Origin of the sequence: Alteromonas sp. M12, assembly GCF_037478005.1 — a bacterium.
In the GTDB taxonomy this organism is placed as follows: Bacteria; Pseudomonadota; Gammaproteobacteria; order Enterobacterales; family Alteromonadaceae; genus Aliiglaciecola; species Aliiglaciecola lipolytica_A.
The window spans coordinates 4,086,139-4,106,596 of the sequence record NZ_CP144164.1 but is presented as its reverse complement, the minus strand read 5'-3'; the positions used below and the strand labels follow the sequence as shown (position 1 = coordinate 4,106,596).

Below are 20,458 nucleotides of genomic sequence, written 5' to 3'. Positions count from 1 at the left end.
TGCTTTTACACCACTTGCGTTTATATTTTCTTTAAACCAATGGTCGCAAAGCGTATCCTTTAAATCATCAAATAGTATAAAGGGTGGTTTAATGAGATTTCTTGCGTGTATCTTTGGTTCATTGATTGTATTCAGTCAATACAGTTCAGCCTATGATCGTATCACTGGTGAACCCTTCGCTTCACGTTCTGAGGTTATAGCGACCAATGGTATGGTTGCCACTAGCCAACCATTAGCCACGCAAGTTGGCTTAGACATCTTAAAGCAAGGTGGTAACGCTATTGATGCCGCTATTGCTGCGAACGCCATGCTGGGCTTAGTAGAACCAACCGGCAATGGAATTGGTGGTGATTTGTTTGCTATCGTCTGGGATGCAAAAACGCAGCAGCTTTATGGATTAAATGCCTCAGGCCGTTCGCCTAAATCGTTAACGTTAGAATACTTTAAAGAGCAAGGTATGGAAAAGATTCCATCCCATGGTCCTTTGCCGGTTTCCGTTCCTGGCGCTGTTGATGGATGGTTTGAACTACACGGTAAATTTGGTTCATTGCCGATGACTAGTATCTTATCTCCAACCATAGAGTATGCTAAAAAAGGCTTTCCAGTAAGCGAACTTATTGCTTGGTACATGCAACGTAGCGCGCCAATTTTAAGTAAGTATGAGGGATTTTCCGATACTTATATGCCCAATGGTTCAACACCTAAAAAAGGTGAAATATTCGTAAATCAGAATTTAGCCGCCACATTGGAAAAAATAGCCACAGGTGGTCGCGATGCTTTTTATAAAGGTGATATCGCTCGAACTATTGCCGCCTATATGAAAGCGCAAGGTGGATTCCTTAGTTATGAGGATTTAGCTAGTCACACATCCACTTGGGTAGAACCCGTCTCGAGTAATTATCGTGGCTATGATGTTTGGGAATTGCCACCAAATTCGCAAGGCATTGCGGCTTTGCAAATTTTAAATATGCTTGAACAGTTTGATATCGAAGGAATGGGCTTTGGTTCGGCTGAATACATTCATACATTTGTAGAAGCTAAAAAACTGGCGTTTGAAGATCGCGCAAAATATTACGCCGATCCGGCATTTAATCAGATTCCAACTGATTGGCTGATATCCAAACAATATGCCCAACAACGGGTGAAGCTACTGAATCAACAAAAGGCAGCCAATCGTTATGATGCCGGCCTCAATGAAGGCGATACTATCTACCTAACCACCGCAGATAAAGACGGTAATATGGTATCGCTTATCCAATCCAATTATCGCGGGATGGGCTCAGGTATGACACCCACAGGCTTGGGATTTATCTTGCAAGATCGCGGTGAACTGTTTTCTCTGCAAGAAGGACATTTTAACGTTTATGAACCAGCGAAACGACCATTCCACACTATCATTCCTGCTTTTGTGACAAAAAATGGCAAACCTTGGTTGAGTTTTGGAGTAATGGGTGGTGGTACACAACCACAAATGCATGCCCAGATAATAGTCAATTTAATTGATTTTGGAATGAACCTGCAAGAAGCTGGAGATGCACCAAGAATACTGCACAGTGGTTCAAGCCAACCGACAGGTACTTTGATGGAAGATGGGGGCTATGTGAGCCTCGAAAGCGGTTTTTCAGCCAAGACTCGACGAGAATTAGTGCAAAAGGGACATATATTACGAGATGTATCTGGCAGCTTTGGTGGTTATCAAGCTATTCTTAGAGACAGCAAAACTGGTGTATACTTTGGCGCCTCTGAAAGCCGGAAAGATGGCCAAGCTGCCGGCTATTAACTGAACTTACAATGCTCTTCTATTAATAAAAAAGAACAAGAAAAATATGACACAACCCCAAAAAGGCATTTGCGCAGAACCCAATTTACATGCGCAATATTTGATGTTTAATGTTATCGATGATGATGCGCAAGTGATACGCGCAAAACTGGCTCATATCCTCAATGTATTTGAACACTATGATGAGGAGCATTATGAGGCCATGGTGTCGGGTATCATAGCGGTTGGCACTAGTTATTGGACTGACTTATATCCGGGCCTAATTCCAATGGAACTCGCGCCTTTTCCAGATATGGAGTGTGATGATCGCAATGCGCCAGCAACACCATGTGATTTATTTATTCAAATCCGTGCTGACCGAGCGGACGTTTGTTTTGCCATAGGTAGTGAGGTGTGTGAGTTGCTCAAAGGACATGTGGAGTTATTCGAGGAAGTTAAAGGATTCCGCTATTTAGATGGGCGGGACTTGATTGGTTTTGTAGATGGCACAGAAAACCCCAAGGGCATGCACAAACGAACTGTAGCCGTAGTTGGCGATAAAGATCCCGATTTTGCTGGCGGTAGTTATATTCATATTCAACGTTACCGAACCCATATGGATCGTTGGCAAAGACTACCGGTTAAAAACCAAGAAGATATAATTGGTCGCACCAAAGAGGACAACGTCGAATATGCTCGCGAAGATAAACCCGCATTTTCACATGTCAAACGCTCGGGAATTAAGGATGCTGACGGAAATAGCCTTGAGATATTGCGGCAAAGCATGCCTTACGGTGATATGACGGTGAAAGGACTATTTTTTGTATCATTGGCTAACAGTCCTAAACCATTTACGCAGATGTTAAGCAGTATGGTGTTTGGCGATGAAAACGGCGTATATGATAGGTTATTGGATTTTACTGTAGCAGAAACCGGTGCTGCGTTTTTTGCCCCTTCACTTAACTTTATTAAAGCTAATAAAGACAAGTAAAACAGACCGCAAGGTGTCAGGTGTCGTGCCGATAGCCGACACCTCCATTGGTCTTTTTAAAGCAATTATATTTTTAACGTTATTCCAAATTGGTGGTTAATCGATTCGCGAATGGCTTTTTAGAAAATCCTATTCGTAATGCGCCATAAGCCAACATGATAAAGGCTATGCCAATAGCAACCATAGCAGCAAACACCTGTTGCTCACCGCTAAACACATTAGCCGTGACTAATACTACTGAAATCACAACGACAAATACTGAGATGATATATTTAGCATGGGACTTGATAATTTCAGACTTACTTTTGTATATCGCCACAATGGAAAGTAAAGCAATTAATGGAATGATGACCACTTGTTGCAGCGCAAACATTGCGAGTAAATAAGCGGCTAATCCAATCAGTTTTAAACGGTTTGCTGTGTTCATTATAACAACCTTTGCCATTGTATTTTGATTAGAATGTCATTAACCCCTAATGCAAACAATAAGACATAGGTCGTAGAGTTTAAGGGATTGAGGGCGGGTGCTTTAGCCTCTTGGATGTTTGCAGTTTTCCATGGCCTAAAGGCCATGCTACGGCCTCTTGGCTGTTTGGGTTTTTCCATGGCCTAAAGGCCATGCTACGGTCCCGCGGTTGTTTGGGTTTTTCCATGGCCTAAAGGCCTTGCTACGACCTCGTGGATGATTGGAGTTTTCCATGGCCTAAAGGCCATGCTACGGTCTCTTGGCTGTTTGGTTTTTCCATGGCCTGAAGGCCATGCTACGGCCTCGTGACAATATTTACTAGTCGATTAAATGGGCATTGTCGGGCTGACGCAATGCACCATGAATAGAAATCAATGCCCAAATGACTTCTAAGGTGAGTACAGGGTAGTTTTTATCTATCCACAATTGCGGTGTTAGTGCTAAGGCCGCATAAACATTTAAATACAAATAGGTTTTTTGCGTCATTTTCTGCGCGCAAAATAGCAAATAAGCGGCGCCAAAAACTAATGCCGATGTCCAACCTAAGATACGAATCGACAAATCAAGTTGATAAAATAAAGCTAACAGGGCAGCTATCCACATAAAGGCTACGGCAACCGCCATCATTCGAAATGTGATTGGTGTGTTCTTTAGGGTGATATTCAGCAGTAATAACAAGCTAATGACAGCCCAAAATCCATTTATTACGACAGCTTGCCATGATGAAACCAATAGTGAGTTTATTATCAGGCTAGTGGCCGCGACCAAATTACCCGCGTAATAGACTCTTGGCGACCAGTTTGTTACTAAGGATAAGTATGCATGGTTAAGTAAATATAAAACCGTACCTATCCATCCTAAGCCTATTGTAATCATGGCTCTAACTGAATATGCATGTTTTTAACTCGCAATTCTTTGCCTACATGGGGGCCATTTAAAATCACAACCTTACTGGTTTCCATCATGTTCTTATAAATGCGGTCTGAATGTGATGGTTTTAGAATTTTTGAACTCCATTGAAGAACGATAACTTTGGTTCCTATTGGAATGGTGTAATAATCAATATTACCGTTTTGATTGGTAAATTCTCCAAGTATTGCCGGAAACCCTTCTGATGTTACTAATGTCGCTAAATCGACTTGTTGCTTAAGGTTTTGAGTTGGTTGCAACTGTGCATCTTCGCCATTGAGTCGCATCGTAATGGCTTGATCAAACTTTTCAATTAATGCCTTGCCTTCGGCTGTTTTACTAGCAATAATATGTAGACTAGATTCATCTTTCACTTCATCAACTGGAATAATCAACTGTTTTTGCTCTGAAAATCGGGTATCCAGTAAGTTGTTCATTACGCCTTCGGTCATCGGTAATATTTGTACTTCATTGTTTAATAAAGCGATGAGTGCATCTTCTTCGGTTTCATACTGTTTGCCATCTGTGACAATACTATCTATTTTTTCGCCATAACTATAACCAGCCACTTTGGCTATTTTGAGGGATTCATAGTTGTTATTTGCTAACTCAGAAGACACAAAGTGACGATTAAAATAGAGTCGACTCGTGAGGTAGAATATAGGTTTTGAGTAGTAGTGTTTTTCTGCCCGTTGCTGTGTATAAAAATACGGATAACCAAGTTGTGCTTTTTGTTTTTCCAATAACAATGCGGCGTCTCTATAGGGCACGTAACGCCACTTAACATTGGCTTGTGCGTAAGCGGCAATTGTATCTAACACTTTTGCAGCTCGACCCATAGGTTCACTTTCTGGATTAATGTATGGAGCCCATACATCTGTCAAAACTTCTATTGATACGTCTTGTGCGTATAACCGTTGTGTTTGCATCGTTGAGCATAAAACCAATGCGACTAAAATAAGGAGTTTTTTGCCCATGATTACAGTTTCCTTTTGGCAACAGACATATAAATAAAGGCAAGGGCAATCATCAAACCAATTCCTATTCCAAACATGGTATCTGCATCTAAACTAGCTATTAATGTGAGTATCCAAGAAGAGCTTTCGTCGTTGTAATCTAGAGCCGGACGGGACATCACCTCTCTACTGTGCTGAGACAAAAATATTAATAATTCGAAAATGGTGAACAGACTGATGGCGAATAAAATCCTATCGGTTTTTATACTATTAAGTTTGCTTTGTTTGGAATTTGCTTCTTCAATTTTGTTTGAGCAAATCTCTTTCATATCATCGCCGTTCTTTATCAACAAATCGAATTCCCAAGATTCAAAAATTTCGTCTAAGTATTTCCGTTTTTGTCGAGTTAAGTATTTTTTGTGTTCATTTATCGAAACTTGGTGAAGTTTTGATTGAATTCGACTGTCTTCAAGTTGATTCTGTGCACCCAATAAATTGCCATCAATATATGCATGGGCGATAGCTTCATGTAAGCGCAGGTTACATTTTTCTTGCGCTGTGTAGCAGTATTGAGCAAGTATCATGGTGTCTATGCGTGGATCACTTTTCGCTCGCTTATCAACAATCACGTAGTTTAACCAAGTCATGGATTCAGTTTTTACTTGGTCAAAACTATTAGCGCTTGTGACACTGTCGAAGTTGATTAGATTGCAAATTTTTTCTGCGTCTTGTGGACATTCCGTTTCAGCTAGCCACTGATGTATTAATTGACGTATATCCGTGTTTTCTAGTTGTGATCTATGGATATTCAGTGAACGAGCGGTCCAATATAGACGGGTCGAGCGAGACCTAGGTTTAATAAGCAGTGGATTGTTAATACTGTTATATATATCTTTAATAACTGCCTCAAGGGCTGGCAATGATTGTTGTATAGCGAATTCGGCTTGTTGCTGAACTTGTGATTCCATTTGTTTAATATCAGCTTGAATAGGCAAGATCAGTTGGCATTCCACTACCGCCAATTCATTTGGAAATATATGAAACTTGACCTCGACATTTTCCCATTGTGTTTTCCACAGGAAAAATGACATTGAAGATACATCACTATCAAGGTTTACATACTCGGGGCCATCATTGAGCCAAGTTACACTCTCGATATCTTTTCTTTGACTCAAAGACGTCATGAGTTTTTTGAAATTGTTAGATTTGCGGTTAAATCCCCTAATTAAAGAGAAAGGCACATCTATTGGAGAAATGGCGGTGAAACAAATTTGATTATCGGATGGATCTTGTTGGGGGGAATTCGAAACCACGACTGGCTCTCCTTGCTACTACTGAGCGCAATATAGCAAACCTACTGATGAATGAGAATCATTGAACGCCATACATTGATTTGGTGGGGATTTTTTGTGCAAAAGCCAAACCTGTAGGCGGGTGCTACGGCCCCGCGGTTGTTTGGGGTTTTCCATGGCCTAAAGGCCATGCTACAGGTTTGGAATTGTAGGCGGGAGCTTTAGCCCCGTGGATGCTTGGAGTTTCCCATGGCCCCGTGGTTGTTTGGGTTTTCCATGGCCCCGTGGTTGTTTGGGTTTTCCATGGCCTCGTGGTTGTTCGGTTTTTCCATGGCCTAAAGGCCATGCTACAGGTTTGGAATTGTAGGCGGGAGCTTTAGCCCCGTGGTTGTTTGGGTTTTCCATGGCCTAGCCATGCTACGGCCTCGTAGCTGTTTGGATTTTTCCATGGCCTAAAGGCCATGCTACGGGGAAATTTGTCGGCGTTAGAGTTCTGCTGCACCGTCCCAATTTGCGGGGACTAGGGTGTTTTTTAGGGCGTGACACTGTTCTATGTGATGGGCGACCAAGTGGTCATTCGGATTTAACAAACGTGCTTTTTCGAAACAACTTAATGCTTTGTTCCATTGTTGAGACTTGCGATAATTAACCCCTTTTTCGATCCAAGGCGCGGTTTTCAATTTTAATGTCACACTTTGTTCAGGAAGGTGATTGAGTATTTCATACACTTCTACAGGATTTTTACGTCCCTTGACTCGAACCCAATCAAGCAGCCTGTAGGTAAACTTCGCTTTGGCATCTGCAGTTGCAAGTAACTGTGAGCTGACTATGATATCGGCACCCAATTTCGGTGCCAGTGATTCCAAACGGTAGGCGATATTCACACTGTCACCAATCACAGTCGTATCCATTCGATCGTCTGAGCCGACTGTGCCAATAATCACGGGCCCGAAATGAATACCTACACCTATGTTGATAGGTGGATAACCACTGTTGCTTCGGTGCTGGTTATACACGTTTAACGCATAACGCAAATCTAAAGCTGCATTAAGCGCATCTATTGCTTTATCTTGATTACTACCATTGGGATGGTCAAATAATGCCATGATCGCATCGCCAATAAATTTATCAATAAAGCCACCATTTTGATGAATAGGATCATTCATCCGCAAGAAATAGGAATTAAGAAATTTCATCAATTCTTGTGGGGTCATCTTTTCTGATAGACCGGTAAAACCGCGAATATCGGAAAACAAAATGGCTACTTCATCTTCATCTGCTCGACCAAGCTCTAAGGTATCCGAACCATGTTTAGCAAAATGTTCAACAAATTGTCGAGGTACAAACTTTTGAAAGGTTTGAGTTAGGCGAAGTGCTTCATCAGCTTTTGATAAAAACCGCTGATCCGCTTCATTGGCGCGCAAGGTACTTTGCACCTGCGTTTCCATTTGCGCGTCGGTTTGATTCGAAAGGTTAACGAGGTTTCGTTGTTTTAAGATTCGATTTAGACGCAACAATGCCACTGCCATGATGACAATAATAACCAGTAAAACTAGCGGCACAGGTTGTAAAATTTGTTCCAACATTTTTGCGTCTTTTTCTTATTTTTATGAATAACGTAATCAACCTAACACAGCATCACTTTTAAACCTATTAGGCTGTTAACTCAGCGAATACTTCTTTGGTAATTTGTAAGGTTTTTTCTACGATATCCATATCATGCATTGCCGAAACGAAACCTGCCTCATAAGATGCCGGAGCCAAATAAACCCCTCTTGATAGCATGCCATGAAAAAAGCGATTGAACATCTCAGTATCACAATTAATTGCTTGTTTATAATTGGTTACCTTATCTATGTCGGTAAAGAAAATACCAAACATGCTGCCAGCATAATTAACGGTCATCGGAACCCCATGCTCTAAAGCTATAGATTTTATGCCTTCCGCTAAGGTTTTGGTTGCTAGGCTCAGTCGGTCGTATAGACCAGCCTCTTGAATTTGTGTTAGTGATGCTAACCCGGCTGCCATGGCAATAGGATTGCCGGATAAAGTACCTGCCTGATAGACTGGGCCTGTCGGTGCGATTTGTTGCATAATTTCAGCTTTACCACCAAATGCCCCTACAGGCATGCCACCACCGATAACCTTGCCTAAACAGGTCAAGTCAGGAACAATAGAATATAGCTCTTGTGCACCACCACGGCTGACTCTGAAACCGGTCATAACTTCATCAAAAATCAAAACACTTTGATATTGGTCACAAATGTCTCTCAGACCCTGTAAAAATCCATCAACGGGCGGGATACAGTTCATATTGCCCGCAACTGGTTCAACAATAATACAAGCAATATCATCACCAAATTCAGCAAACGCCTGTTTCACACTATCAATATTGTTAAATTCCATGGTCAAGGTATGTTTTGCCACATCCGCAGGTACACCTGGAGAGCTTGGAACACCCATTGTCAGTGCACCAGAGCCGGCTTTCACTAACAGCGAGTCTGCGTGTCCGTGATAACAACCTTCAAATTTAAGAATTTTATTTTTGCCAGTTACGCCTCGGGCTAAACGAATAGCACTCATGGTTGCTTCTGTGCCTGAGTTGACCATTCGTAGCATTTCCATTGACGGAACTAGTTTATTAACCAATTCAGCCATGGTCACTTCAGATTCTGTGGGCGCTCCAAAACTAAGGCCATTTTCAGCTGCATTAATAACTGCTTGACGAATTTTAGGGTTGTTGTGACCTAGCACCATTGGACCCCAAGATTGCACATAATCGATATATTGCTTGCCATCAGCATCGTAAATATAAGGACCATCGGCTTTAACGATGAATGGTGGAGTGCCACCAACGGCTTTAAATGCTCTGACTGGGGAATTGACGCCACCAGGGATATGTTTTTGTGCTTGCTCGAATAATTGTTGTGATTTTTGCATGTAATTTATTATCTCTTTGAACTATACCAATGAACGTCACGATCGTATTTTGAAACTAACTTTTCTACCCCAAGGGTCAGTGCAAAAAGCGCCATTCTAACTAATACGCCGTTATCTGCTTGTCTGAAAATGGCCAAATTGGGGTGTAAATTAAGGTCATTGTCCAACTCATTCGCGTCGGCTCGTGAGTCTCTTGGGAGTGGGTGCATTATGACTGTTTTAGATTGGAAGTGTTTAGTATAAATGGTTTGGTTTAAACGAAATTTTCCGCGATATTTATTTGCTTCTGCTTGTGTTTCAAAACGCTCTTCTTGAATGCGAGTTTGATAACAAATGTCGGCATCCACACTACCTTCAAGTTGATCGGTTATTTTAACCTTGTGGCCCGCGCTGCGAATCACATCCAATATTGACTCAGGCATCGCCAACTCTTTAGGTGAAATAAGTGTGAAACGTACGTTATTAAATAAACTCAATAGCTTAGATAACGAATGCACAGTTCGACCATATTTTAAATCACCAATCATAGCGATATGAATACCGTCAATTTGCCCACCATGATATTGCTGTTCTTTGCTAATAGTATATAAATCTAACAGTGCTTGAGTGGGATGTTCATTCGCGCCATCACCGCCATTAATCACCGGCACGCGGCTGCCTTCAGCAAATTCAGATACTGAACCTGATTGCGGGTGACGCATGGTAATAATATCGGAATATCCGCTTAATACTCTGGCTGTGTCGAACAACGATTCGCCTTTGGCTAGCGCCGAACTGCTCATACCGGTGGTTTCACGCACCTCACCACCGAGTAGATTGAATGCCGTACCAAAGCTAACACGGGTTCGCGTGCTCGCTTCAAAAAATAAGTTTCCCAAAATAGCTCCGTCCAACACTTTTGTGCGTTTTTGGCGAAGCGCGTAGGGTGTCATCTTATCAGCTACATCGAATATCGCCTGAATAGAATCACGGTCGAATTGATTGACTGAAAGAATGTGCTGACCTTCAAAATTCATCGCATACCCTTATGTTTAATGACAGGAAAAATGATTAGGCTGAGAATAGCGCTTATCCTGTTGCTGGCTCGAGAGTCTATCAAAAAATTGCTGTCGGATAATCTTATTTCTGATTATTTTTATGAAATGATTGGCAGCCTTTCAAGACAATCAAATTGTAGGTTGTGGCATAGTTTTTAAGGGCTTTCCTAGTTTCGGTACTTTCACCTATTGCTAAAGTGTCACCGCTACCAGAGAGGTACTTAATTCCACACTGTTGTTGCAAAACCTCCAGAGGATAGAGGTTCATATCTACCCCTGGGAAGCTAATAACTTTGTTAGTAAAGGCCAATAATTTGAAGTTTTGCTGAGCAACTGCTGCGTCGGCATCAATTACTGCTTGTTGTGTTGAAGTTAACCTAGCGAGTGACTCCGTTTGGGTGTCAGATTCGATAATTGGCGACTTTGTCACACTACTGACCTTTTCAGTTATGCAGCCAGATGTGCTAATCATTAGCAATGCCGCAGCGCTCATTTTTAGATTACTCATTTGGCACAACACGCACAGCGGCGCCCTCTCAACCTTGCAGCCGCTAGTAACATTAGCAACCAACCGAAACTACCACCGCCAGAGCTATCATCCGGTGTTGGCAGTGGCGTGGGTGTAAGCACTTCTTGGTTAACGGTAATACTAATGGTTGCAGAATCAGTGGCAAAGCTAGGATCTTCAATTCGATAAATAATACTGTCGCTACCAAAATAACCATTGGCAGGAGTATAACTGACTTGCCCATTATTGATACTGACCCGTCCTGAGCCTACATAAGTGACTTCAGAAATAATTAACGAATCTTGATCCGCATCTGTGTCGTTACTTAATACATCAATGTTAATCGTCCCTGAATCTTGGTCAATTGTGATACTGTCATTCACTGCTACAGGGGCGTCATTGACGGCTTCTATTTGCACCGTAAATGGGAAAACATTGCTATCACTAACACCATCATTAACCGAAATATTGACGATTAAACTTCCTGAAAAGTCAGGGTTTGGTGAGACGCTAGTTTCGTTTGCTACGTAGTTTGCCCCTGGTGACACATCCAAACTGAAGTTGGATGGATAGCTTGAATCCGGATCATCAACTAACAAGTCAGCAAAGCTAATCACAAAACTTGTATCTTCTAATTCGGTTCGCTCGATTTGTCCTGTAATCAAAGGAGCGACAGGATCACTGCCGGGCACTATTTCAAAACTGCCAGGATTCACCGCGTAAAACACATTATCAGAACACCTTACTTTTATGCGGGCGCTGCTTGTACTGGTGCTAGGAGAGGTGACATTTTGTTGACCATCGTTTGCTGTATTGGCCAATAAAGTCGACTCGAAAACGTTATCGCCATCAGCATCAAGCAATATATCCACTGCGGAACATGAAATTGGAGCGCTATTTGTGCCGGCAACCTGCCAATCAACTAGGTGGCTTTGCCCGCCAATCCAACGGGCGTCGGCAATAGGTGTTGTCACCGAAAAAGGAGTATCAGTAGGCTCTACATTGATATTCGCAAATTGCGTAATCACGCCGCCATTTCCATCTCGAACTAAAAGCTCAAATGTGAGTGCGCGCTCGGTGGTGGGGTAGGCTTCGCCAAAGCCAATTGAGTCATTCAGCACTTGACTAATTTGTGGAAAATAGCGAGTCGATGCGTCAGAAGGTGGGTAGGAACGAAATAACGGGTTAAATCCATTGTCTTCAGACATTTCTTGCACTGATTCAGTGGCACCGTTAAAACCGCCTGGATTCACTTGATCCCAACTATATGTCAACAAATCATTATCGCTGTCGGTGGCTTGAGCGGTCAGAACGAAAGGGGTATTTGCTGGTATGCTGTGATTGATTTCAGAGCTACTGATAATCGGAATCGCATTGCCATTGGTTTCTGTCGAACCACAATTTCTACGACTTAACAGTGATTGAATTTGTTCCACCGAAAAACTGTGAAAATAATCGTCAGAATCGTTTTGTATATTTTGGCTAGAGCATAGACCTGCATATGACATTATAGTCGAACCGCTGCCAGGTTCGACGGCAGCATTTCTGGAGCGTTGGTCTTCACTGCAGCCCGCGGCGTTGGATGCGTTAAACGTATGTTCTGCACCTAACTGGTGGCCAAATTCATGAATGACTAATTGAGTATAAAAGCTCTCGCCAAAGGGTCTGTTGCTACCAGTTTGTCCTCGGGCTTTAAAGTCCTCAATACAAATACTTTGGATAGTTGCCAAGCCACCTGAGTCGGTATTCAATACATGACCAATATCGTAGTTGTCTGGGCCAATCAAATCATCGATAACGATTTGATTGGCTTCTAAATCATCACTTGCATCATTTACGAAGGGGTCGGTACTGCTATCGGTATAGATAATTCTGTCATTGTTCGCCACAAGCTCAAATTGGATTGCCAAGTCAGTTAATAGAATTTGATTAATCCGATTGATGAGTTTTGTTAACTCGGCAATGGTGCCAGCTTCGCCTCCATTTGCCGTGGTATATTCTCCGCTGGTACTAATCGCTATTCGATAAGTTGTGATAGCGTTTCCATTCGCCCGAGCAGCATCTGGGTCTAAAGATGTCGCTTTTTTTGACACAGTTTTGATGGTTGCTGGTAGGGTTAAGTAATCTTGTTGCTGAGCCAGTTGCGACTTTTGCTGTTCAGGGTTGATTTCATCTTTCACCCAGTAACTAACATAATCTAGAGTGTTACCTAGTTTATCAAACGTCAGAATTGCCCATTGTGTATCGATTTTAAACATTGCCGATAATCCGTCCGGAGAAAGATCAAATCGGCCCTTATCTTGTGGATTATTGACGTTGTAGCCAGTAAACGAGCGGACCAATGGGAATTTCTCTGCCAGAGGTTCGGCCATTACTCGAACTTGCTGTAATTTGAAGATAAGGTAATCACCCTCGGGAGTGGGGACCGAGAGTTCAAATTCAGATGTTTGATTGTTTATCAGCGAAGTGAATTCAATAGGATTGATCGTCAGCTCGTTTCCAGTTGCGACGGTTTGCCTGTATCGGGCATCAATTTTAGTTGTAGTCTTTGACTGTTGCCACAATGGGAATTCTTGAGCTTGTGCCAAAGGCAGCAAACAAATACTGGCGAAAAAGAACGCAATGTAGATACGGATATTAATTGTCATTAAAGTACCACTTTTAACCTAAATGTTAACTTAGTTAAGTGTGGCATAGCACAGTGCCACCAAACTATTTTAGTCTCAAATACTGATTAACCCTGAAAATAACTTACTTTTACATTCAGCAAAACGCCCACCCAAGGCAATCAGACGGAAAGGCAGCTTAGCCAGTTAATCTAATTAAATACGTAATCTAGCGTATTTAGATTCATCTTTCTTGAACCGATTTTTGGGTTGTGGGAGACTCGATGGTGAGCTTCGTTAAAACCAACAAAAAAGCAGCTCTTAGGCAAACGGATATATGCAAATATCAGGCTGTTTGTATCTATCACAGCTTAGCATGTCAAAGTTTCGGATTGCTTAATAATCCTCAACAATACAACTAAAAAATCGTGAAAAGGAAAACTTAGATATGTTTAAAGTGACTAAAATCGGGATATTAAGTTTACTATCGTGCACTCTTTTTAATAGTTTTGCTGAGGTTAAGTATTACCCTTCAGCAAATGAAAATATGCCTTTTTCTCAAGCTACCCAAGTTGATAATATCGTATATTTGTCCGGTCAAATTGCGAATGACGAAAATGGTAAACTGGCTGACAATATCACTGACCAATCTCACCAAGTAATGAAAAACATTGATGCCACATTGAAGGGGATCGGTTTGACTATGGATGATGTGTTTAAATGCACAGTAATGATTGAAGATATCGAAAAATGGAGTGACTTCAACAAAGTTTATGTGACTTATTTTAATCCTAAAAAATTGCCATCCCGCAGCGCTTTTGGAGCTGATGGGTTAGCCATGGGATCGATGTTAGAGTTAGAGTGCTGGGCTTATGCGAATAATTAGTTTTCAGCTGAGATCATCTGAATGATATGGGTAACCGTTCGCGTCACTAATTCAGTTTGCTTAGCTTCTGACTTAGTAAAGGGTAAACCCAACAAGCTGGATAAGTAAAAATCACCTTTTAGCATATTAAAAAATGTGTAGGCCCAATATTCAGCGTTAGCTTTGTCTAATTTTAGGTGTACATTTTGTTGAAAAAATTCGCGTAAAATTTCGATTCCGTGCTGTGGACCTGCGATATAAAACAGTTCTGCTACACGAGGATTGGTAGTGATCTCACCGATTACTACTCTATGCATGGCGATAGACTGCTCATCTTGTAACAAGTTAATTATCTGGTTGCCATAGGTTAGTAACGCTTCAGTGGGATCCTGCTCAACATCCCGCATATGTTCTTCGCCCAATTGATATTGGGCGCATTTGTATGCAATAACCGATGTGAACAATGCATCTTTATTGCTGAAATGAGAGTAGACCGTTTGCTTAGACACTTCCGCTTTTTTAGCCACTTGGTCCATTGACGTAGAAGAAAATCCCTGACTTAGAAATAAATCGCTTGCCGCCAAGAGAATATTAACGCGCTTCTCTTCGCTTTTAGGTCTGCCAACTTTTGTCTGTACTTTCAAACAATTAGACTTTACTTCGGATTTCGATTGCGACACTTTTTTACTCTTGTTTAAATTAAAAGTTAATTACTAAACTAGACGGTCTAGTATTTATATATTAATCTCTATAGTAATACAAAACCGTGTTAGACAAAATAACAATCTTAAGTAGGCTTGATCAGTGAATAAACCATCGTTTAAATCATTACTAATTCCCATCGCAATTATATTGCCACTCATGGCTGTGGTGGGATTAATGATCGCTGCAGGTTCTGGGCAGGTTACTGCACCGCCCTCAGAAGCAAAAATACATCAGGTGGAAGTGGTTAAACTTTCACCCCAAGATAACTATCAACAACAGCAATTAGCTTATGGCCGGTTGGAATCTGCAAACCTATCAAATTTAGGGTTTGAACTAGCCGGAAAAGTGCAGCAAATTTGGGTGGATGAAGGTGATCACATTGTTGCTGGGCAACTGATTGCTAAGCTCGATACCAAGCGACTTGATGCGTCTATGAAAGAGCTAGAAGCGGCGTTGCAATCTGCTAAGTCAGATTTGCGCTTAGCCAAACAGTCACAACAACGGGTGACTGAACTGGTGAGTAGGAATTTAGAGTCTACCCAACGGTTGAATGAAGTTGATGAAAGCACGCAAGTGGCCAAGGCGCTGGTTGAACAAACTCAAGCACGGATTAATACGTTGTTGGTGGAACTTGAAAAGTCCGAATTAAAGGCATCCTTTGAGGGCACTATCGTATCCAGACCCATTGACCCTTCAACAGTGGTCAGTGCCGGTCAGCCAGTGGTGGTGGTGCAACAATCTTCAGCTTATGATGCGCGAATCGCGTTATCCAGTGATCAAGCATTCGGATTAACGGTCGGCCAAAAACACAGGTTAATTGCTAATGGCATCAATTTGTCTGGGGTCATTAAATCTATCGCTAAAACCAGACAAATGGATACCCGCACGATAGATGTTATTTTTTCCATCGAACCTAATCAACATCCTTTGTTGCCGGGGGATTTAATTGCATTGACCTATAGTAAGCAAGTTGATGAATCTGGAGTCTGGGTGCCTAAACAAGCGCTCAGTAGCGGTATTCGCGGCTTATGGACATTGTTTACCGTACAAGGTAAAGGGCAACAAACGGTTACTTCTCGTTCTGTTGAAGTGTTATTTGCTGGTCAGACACACAGCTATGTGCGTGGCCCCCTGAGTGCGAATGATTGGATGGTTGTAAGTGGTGCGCATCGGCTCGTTCCTGGGCAAATTGTGAATGCTGTTGAAGCGCAAACATCTGCCAGTGAAGAGCGCGAATTGGCTTCTCATCAAGGTAAGCTGTAATTATGGGACAGAATTCGCCTAACAATATTATTAGACCTTGGTACACCCAGTTTTTTAGTAATGGTCACTTATTAGCACTCACTATCATTATTTTATTAGTGGCTGGAATTTCCGCTATTACCTCGTTGCCACGACTTGAAGATCCTCGTATTGATACACGAAACGTGTTGGTTATTACCCCTTATCCTGGCGCATCTGCCGAGCGGGTAGAAGCCTTAGTGAGTGATGTGCTTGAAGATGAGCTGCGTCAGCTATTCGAAATTAAAGAAATTAATTCCACCTCTAGAGCCGGTATTTCAGTTATCAGTATTGAACTTCAGGCATGGGTAGATAACAGTAATAATGAACAGATATTTTCAAAAATTCGCGACAGTATAGCCGATGCCAGTCAGCTATTTCCCGCTGGAGCGGGGGAACCGGAGCTAGATGAAAAGCGCGGCGCAACATCCTTTACGTTGCTAGTTGCGTTGGGGTCGCCTGAAGGTTATCAAACGCCAATGTCAATCTTGAGTCGTATGAGCGATGAAGTTGCCGACCGACTCAGAAACGTGCCTGGAACCGAGCTTGTTAGGATATACGGTGAGTTAGACGAAGAAATTGTCGTTGAAGTTGACCCTCATAAATTGTCTGGTGTGGGATTAACGGTTCCACAAGTCAGTCAACTCATTGCAAACGCAGATCCGAAGTTGCCTGCTGGGGTTGTGCGAACCAATAGTCAAAATATTCGTATTCAAGTTGCGCAAGAATTGGCAAGCTTAGATGTGATTCGTAATATTCCATTGTCAGTATCAGCGAATGGACAGTTTTTGCGGGTGCAGGATGTCGCCAAAGTATACCGAGGATGGCAAGATCCTCCCAATGATATTGCCTTGGTTAACGGCCAGCAAAAAGTCTTTGTTGCGGCGCGAATGCAATCTACCGTGCGTGTAGATAATTGGACTAAAAGTAGTAAAGAAGCCCTCGAAGATTTTAATTCACTGTATCAAGGTAGCGTTGCTGCGGATATTATTTATGAACAGAATCAATATACTGAATCTAGGCTGTTAGATCTCACTCAAAACCTGTTGATGGGGTGTTTGGTAGTGATGGTTGTGGTGTTTCTGTTCATGGGTTTTCGCTCTGCTTGGATTGTCGGCATCTCTTTACCTCTTAGTGCCGCTTTTACACTTTTTTCGCTAAACTTTTTCAATGAACAAATTCATCAAATGTCGATATTTGGCATTATCATCGCTATTGGTTTATTGATAGATAACGCCATTGTAATTACCGACGAAATTCGGGCAAATTTATTAGATCGGCAGAATTCCCGATTAGATGCATTGGTGAAAAGTGTTCAGCACCTGTTTAGTCCGCTTTTAGCCTCCACATTGACCACAATTTTAGGCTTTATGCCAATCTTTTTGCTACCCGGCAATATTGGTGATTTCATAAGCTCTATTGCGATTAGCGTCGTGATGGCATTAATCGGTTCGTTGATTATCTCACTCACTGTTATTGCGTCATTGGCAGCTCGTTTTTTACCTAGACCAGATTCCGAAATGCGGCCGCAGGCTTGGTATCAAGGCGGGATTCAATTCAAAGAGCTTACTGATTGGTATAAAAATACTATTAGTAAAGCGATTAAACGCCCTATTCTTTGGCTATTGTTAACCACTGCATTACCTATTTCAGGATTTATTTTAGCTGGGCAGTTAGGGAATGTCTTTTTCCCCAGTGCAGATCGAGATCAATTTGAAATCCAAATGTGGCTACCTGAAGGTAGCTCGTTAAACACTACAGAAACTGTCGCTAAACAGATGGATGAGCATATTCGTTCACACCAAGGTGTGAATCAAGTTACTTGGTTAGTAGGCGCATCTACACCTTCAATTTATTACAATCAGGTGATGAAACGAGATAATACAGCTCACTTTGCGCAAGCGGTCGTGACTACTGATTCCGTTTCATCAGCAGCCGCGCTGATTTCTGAATTGCAACTGAGTTTAGATGAGGAGTTTCCTCAGGCAAGGGTTGTGGTCAAAGCGTTTGGCCAAGGACCACCCATTGCCGCGCCTATTGGAGTTGAAATATACGGTCCAGATTTAGCTGTTATCGAAGAATTGGGCCAGCAGGTGCGATTGGTTATGTCACAAATACCGGGGATCACCAATAGTATTGCCACTATCACCCTTGGCGAACCTGAGTTTATCTTAGATGTAACCCGCAATGAGTCGGCTTTAGCCGGATTATCGTTAAATGATATTGCCAGCCAGCTTCAAGCTTCATTGGATGGCCAAGTTGGAGGTTCGATTTTAGAAGGTACCGAAGAAATACCGATTCGAATTAGACTGCCAGAATCGCAACGCAATAATATTGATAGTTTAAATGCTATTCCGTTATTAACTAACACATTAACAAATCAACAACGGTGGGTACCCGTGTCAGCGCTAGGGGAATTCAAGTTCACCTCTACGATTGCTGGAATTACCAGAAAAAATGGCGAAAGAGTTAATATCATCGAAGGGTATTTGATGCCTAATGCCACTGCTGTTGACGCGAGTAAGTTGTTACAAGTCAAACTGGCTGAGTCAGGATTTGAATTACCCAAGGGCTATCGAATCAAATTGGCTGGGGATGCTGATGAGCAGCAAGAAGCTTTAGGACTCTTAGCCGCTTATGCGCCAGTATTGTTGGTGCTGATGATAACCACCCTTATTTTAACCTTTAGAAGTGTCAAACTTGCAGCCTTAATCGCCTCTGTGGCAGTTCTATCCGTGGGGTTAGGAATGTTCAGTTTATGGTTATCAGGTTTACCCATTGGCTTTAACCCGTTGCTCGGCAGTGCTGGACTAATTGGGGTGGCAATAAATGGTTCAATTGTAGTTATAGCCTCTATCAATGCTAATCCTGCAGCGAAACTCGGCGATATTGACGCTATTGTAAAAGAGACCATGAGCTGTAGTCGCCATATCCTTTCCACCACCTTTACAACAGTGGGTGGCTTTATCCCATTATTAATTTTTAGTGAAGGGAGCTTTTGGCCGCCGCTTGCTGTTGTGTTGGCCGGAGGTGTCGGTTTTTCGGTAATACTCTCATTAATTTATACTCCCATAGTAGCCGGTCGTTTAGCTATTCGCAGAGGAAGAAAATTTGCGCTAGAAACTGCCGCTATGGCTACCTAGTATAACCATTGGATTCAACTGCTCGTTTTAGATGCAGGACTTACAGTTAAGGCTGAGTATCTTAAAGCGCATAGCTATAACTTGTTTATTGCTGCTTTTAATTCGTCTAAACTGCGGTATTGGTGCTGAAATTACCGGATGTGATGGCAATGAACTATGCTTAAAACAATTAAACGATTGTTTCATACAGATTGTGTTTTCTGCCAACGGTTAAGGCTGATTATCCTATGGGGTGTAATTATGATGGTAGTGTATTTTTATGTCTGGCAATGAAAAAACTAAACGAGATATTACTGACATCGAGGCACCTTTCGAGAGTGAGCTGCACAGTATTAAAATAAAAGGAGTGGCAAAACGAAATGGTTTAACCACTTTTTTAATTGGTTTAGTCGCCTTGTTTGTGGCGATTATGTTATTGGCTTTTCTGCCGCATTCGCTTTATTTAGTCGGCGTTTTTGCGCTAAGTGCCTCCATCGTCACTATGCTCATCGGTTGGTTTAAAGTTCGTGAGCCAGTGCACAGTATTGAGCTCACTAAAACCCATATTTTGTACCATCATCGACATGGTAAATGGTCATTAGAATGGTCAAACATTCAGCGTATCGATGTACCAAAAGTTAGCCATGGTTTAGAACAAATAAACTTAGGAATGGTGGGGATTAAGATTAAACAATATGAGCCACTTCTGAGCTCCATTTCCCCTCGTTTAGCAACTAATTTACTGCTAGAACAACGGCCTTTGCTACTGCAAAATAACCAGTGCGTTGGAGGCGGTTGTTATAGTAATACATTAATTGAAAACGATACGTTCAAAACTCCCGAAGGTAAAATCATTAAAGGCATACCAGCAATGTTAGCCAATCGAATGACCAAATTGAGAGCTGGCTTAGGTTTTGATGTGTTTATTTCAGTGGGAGAACTGGACCGCAGCAGTGAAGACTTTGTTGTTTTATTAAGAGATTGCCTGTCTAGTGTCAATAGCACTTTTCCTGACTAACAC

16 protein-coding genes are annotated in these 20,458 nt (G+C 42.0%); 6 read left to right on the top strand and 10 right to left on the bottom strand.

Translation table 11 applies throughout. From position 1 onward, the window contains the following. Positions 1 to 91 precede the first annotated feature (91 nt). Together ggt and VUI23_RS17505 are read left to right on the top strand one after the other, a co-directional pair. Complete coding sequence (gene ggt / locus VUI23_RS17510) at positions 92 to 1,780, top strand: gamma-glutamyltransferase (protein WP_216048853.1); 1,689 nt, start codon at positions 92 to 94, stop codon at positions 1,778 to 1,780. Between the two features lie 46 nt (positions 1,781 to 1,826). After that, the gene (locus VUI23_RS17505) at positions 1,827 to 2,750 is read left to right on the top strand and encodes a Dyp-type peroxidase (RefSeq protein ID WP_303499228.1); all 924 of its coding nucleotides are present in this window, start codon (positions 1,827 to 1,829) and stop codon (positions 2,748 to 2,750) included. A gap of 79 nt (positions 2,751 to 2,829) precedes the next feature. Here VUI23_RS17505 and VUI23_RS17500 read toward each other — a convergent pair whose 3' ends face one another. The 9 genes from VUI23_RS17500 to VUI23_RS17460 all read right to left on the bottom strand — a co-directional run bounded on the left by VUI23_RS17500 (position 2,830) and on the right by VUI23_RS17460 (position 13,506). Further along, positions 2,830 to 3,177: a hypothetical protein gene (locus VUI23_RS17500; protein WP_216048851.1), complete on the bottom strand. Its 348-nt coding sequence runs from the start codon at positions 3,175 to 3,177 to the stop codon at positions 2,830 to 2,832. A gap of 357 nt (positions 3,178 to 3,534) precedes the next feature. Then, the gene (locus VUI23_RS17495) at positions 3,535 to 4,092 is read right to left on the bottom strand and encodes a hypothetical protein (RefSeq protein ID WP_342805192.1); all 558 of its coding nucleotides are present in this window, start codon (positions 4,090 to 4,092) and stop codon (positions 3,535 to 3,537) included. Beyond that, positions 4,089 to 5,102, bottom strand: coding sequence for a transporter substrate-binding domain-containing protein (locus tag VUI23_RS17490; protein WP_342805191.1), 1,014 nt, complete (start codon positions 5,100 to 5,102; stop codon positions 4,089 to 4,091). Before VUI23_RS17490 ends, VUI23_RS17495 begins: the two co-directional genes overlap by 4 nt. 2 nt (positions 5,103 to 5,104) lie before the next feature. Further along, complete coding sequence (locus VUI23_RS17485; protein ID WP_342805189.1) at positions 5,105 to 6,394, bottom strand: hypothetical protein; 1,290 nt, start codon at positions 6,392 to 6,394, stop codon at positions 5,105 to 5,107. Between the two features lie 464 nt (positions 6,395 to 6,858). Beyond that, the gene (locus tag VUI23_RS17480) at positions 6,859 to 7,959 is read right to left on the bottom strand and encodes an adenylate/guanylate cyclase domain-containing protein (RefSeq protein ID WP_216048847.1); all 1,101 of its coding nucleotides are present in this window, start codon (positions 7,957 to 7,959) and stop codon (positions 6,859 to 6,861) included. 67 nt (positions 7,960 to 8,026) lie between these two features. Further along, on the bottom strand, positions 8,027 to 9,313 hold the full coding sequence (hemL, locus tag VUI23_RS17475) for a glutamate-1-semialdehyde 2,1-aminomutase (RefSeq protein ID WP_216048846.1): 1,287 nt from the start codon (positions 9,311 to 9,313) through the stop codon (positions 8,027 to 8,029). An 8-nt stretch (positions 9,314 to 9,321) separates the two neighbouring features. Next, positions 9,322 to 10,329 carry an aspartate carbamoyltransferase gene (locus VUI23_RS17470; protein WP_216048845.1) on the bottom strand — a complete coding sequence of 336 codons (1,008 nt, stop codon included), beginning with the start codon at positions 10,327 to 10,329 and terminating at the stop codon, positions 9,322 to 9,324. Between the two features lie 103 nt (positions 10,330 to 10,432). After that, complete coding sequence (locus VUI23_RS17465; RefSeq protein WP_342805187.1) at positions 10,433 to 10,858, bottom strand: hypothetical protein; 426 nt, start codon at positions 10,856 to 10,858, stop codon at positions 10,433 to 10,435. Further along, positions 10,855 to 13,506, bottom strand: coding sequence for a reprolysin-like metallopeptidase (locus VUI23_RS17460; protein WP_342805185.1), 2,652 nt, complete (start codon positions 13,504 to 13,506; stop codon positions 10,855 to 10,857). Before VUI23_RS17460 ends, VUI23_RS17465 begins: the two co-directional genes overlap by 4 nt. A gap of 406 nt (positions 13,507 to 13,912) precedes the next feature. Between VUI23_RS17460 and VUI23_RS17455 the strand changes: the two genes are divergently transcribed. Next, on the top strand, positions 13,913 to 14,350 hold the full coding sequence (locus VUI23_RS17455) for a RidA family protein (RefSeq protein WP_216048842.1): 438 nt from the start codon (positions 13,913 to 13,915) through the stop codon (positions 14,348 to 14,350). Here the strand turns inward: VUI23_RS17455 and VUI23_RS17450 are convergent. After that, positions 14,347 to 15,009: a TetR/AcrR family transcriptional regulator gene (locus VUI23_RS17450; protein WP_342805183.1), complete on the bottom strand. Its 663-nt coding sequence runs from the start codon at positions 15,007 to 15,009 to the stop codon at positions 14,347 to 14,349. The two genes, VUI23_RS17455 and VUI23_RS17450, sit on opposite strands and share 4 nt — an antisense overlap. A gap of 124 nt (positions 15,010 to 15,133) precedes the next feature. Between VUI23_RS17450 and VUI23_RS17445 the strand changes: the two genes are divergently transcribed. The 3 genes from VUI23_RS17445 to VUI23_RS17435 all read left to right on the top strand — a co-directional run bounded on the left by VUI23_RS17445 (position 15,134) and on the right by VUI23_RS17435 (position 20,455). Further along, the gene (locus tag VUI23_RS17445) at positions 15,134 to 16,297 is read left to right on the top strand and encodes an efflux RND transporter periplasmic adaptor subunit (protein WP_216048840.1); all 1,164 of its coding nucleotides are present in this window, start codon (positions 15,134 to 15,136) and stop codon (positions 16,295 to 16,297) included. 2 nt (positions 16,298 to 16,299) lie between these two features. Continuing rightward, positions 16,300 to 19,458, top strand: a complete 3,159-nt coding sequence (locus VUI23_RS17440) for an efflux RND transporter permease subunit (protein WP_342805181.1) — start codon at positions 16,300 to 16,302, stop codon at positions 19,456 to 19,458. Between the two features lie 259 nt (positions 19,459 to 19,717). Continuing rightward, on the top strand, positions 19,718 to 20,455 hold the full coding sequence (locus VUI23_RS17435; protein ID WP_342805179.1) for a DUF2982 domain-containing protein: 738 nt from the start codon (positions 19,718 to 19,720) through the stop codon (positions 20,453 to 20,455). The last annotated feature ends 3 nt before the right edge of the window (positions 20,456 to 20,458 follow it).